This window comes from Bacillus sp. SG-1 (assembly GCF_000181495.1).
Classification (GTDB): domain Bacteria; phylum Bacillota; class Bacilli; order Bacillales; family Bacillaceae_B; genus Rossellomorea.
Window position 1 is genome coordinate 1 of sequence record NZ_ABCF01000177.1, and the last position, 1,270, is coordinate 1,270.

The following is a 1,270-nucleotide window of genomic DNA, read 5'->3' on the forward strand; positions in this document are numbered from 1 at the left end:
AAGTAAATGGCGGTCCGGACGGGACTCGAACCCGCGACCTCCTGCGTGACAGGCAGGCATTCTAACCAACTGAACTACCGGACCAGAGAATTTTGACGTTAGTCAAAATATCTTTCAACAACTTGACGTAAGTCAAATGGTATTGCGGGGGCAGGATTTGAACCTGCGACCTTCGGGTTATGAGCCCGACGAGCTACCGAACTGCTCCACCCCGCGACGATAATAATGGTGATATTTAACTATAAGCCGATTAGAGTTTATCTTTCTGAACCACCCCGATTTCAGTGGGTTAATTCAAGCTGTGGCTCAATCGGTGCGCTGATGTAAAGCTCCGAAGCATATTCGTTCGTGCTCCACCCCGCGACGATATAAAAAATTTATTACAGCCTGGCGACGTCCTACTCTCACAGGGGGAGATCCCCCAACTACCATCGGCGCTGAAGAGCTTAACTTCCGTGTTCGGCATGGGAACGGGTGTGACCTCTTCGCCTTAATCACCAGACTGTATGAAATTGAAAGAACATCGTTCTCTCAAAACTAGATAAAGTATGAAGAAAAGAAAGTATTCCGAGTTTCGCTAAAAATTGTGGTTAAGTCCTCGATCGATTAGTATCTGTCAGCTGCACGTGTCGCCACGCTTCCACCTCAGACCTATCTACCTGATCATCTTTCAGGGATCTTACTCACATAAAGTGATGGGAAATCTCATCTCGAGGGGGGCTTCATGCTTAGATGCTTTCAGCACTTATCCCTTCCGCACATAGCTACCCAGCGATGCCTTTGGCAAGACAACTGGTACACCAGCGGTGCGTCCATCCCGGTCCTCTCGTACTAAGGACAGCTCCTCTCAAATTTCCTGCGCCCACGACGGATAGGGACCGAACTGTCTCACGACGTTCTGAACCCAGCTCGCGTACCGCTTTAATGGGCGAACAGCCCAACCCTTGGGACCGACTACAGCCCCAGGATGCGATGAGCCGACATCGAGGTGCCAAACCTCCCCGTCGATGTGGACTCTTGGGGGAGATAAGCCTGTTATCCCCGGGGTAGCTTTTATCCGTTGAGCGATGGCCCTTCCATGCGGAACCACCGGATCACTAAGCCCGACTTTCGTCCCTGCTCGACTTGTAGGTCTCGCAGTCAAGCTCCCTTGTGCCTTTACACTCTGCGAATGATTTCCAACCATTCTGAGGGAACCTTTGGGCGCCTCCGTTACTCTTTAGGAGGCGACCGCCCCAGTCAAACTGCCCACCTGACACTGTCTCCCACC

2 tRNA genes and 2 rRNA genes are annotated in these 1,270 nt (G+C 51.6%); all 4 read right to left on the bottom strand.

Annotation, left to right across the window (positions count from 1 at the left end):
- Positions 1–7 precede the first annotated feature (7 nt).
- A tRNA-Asp gene (locus BSG1_RS19555) sits at positions 8–84 on the bottom strand.
- Between the two features lie 58 nt (positions 85–142).
- Positions 143–216, bottom strand: a tRNA-Met gene (locus BSG1_RS19560).
- A 169-nt stretch (positions 217–385) separates the two neighbouring features.
- Positions 386–502 (bottom strand): 5S ribosomal RNA (rrf, locus tag BSG1_RS19565).
- Positions 503–586: 84 nt separating this feature from the next.
- Positions 587–1,270: ribosomal RNA gene (locus BSG1_RS19570) — 23S ribosomal RNA — on the bottom strand; the annotation flags it as partial.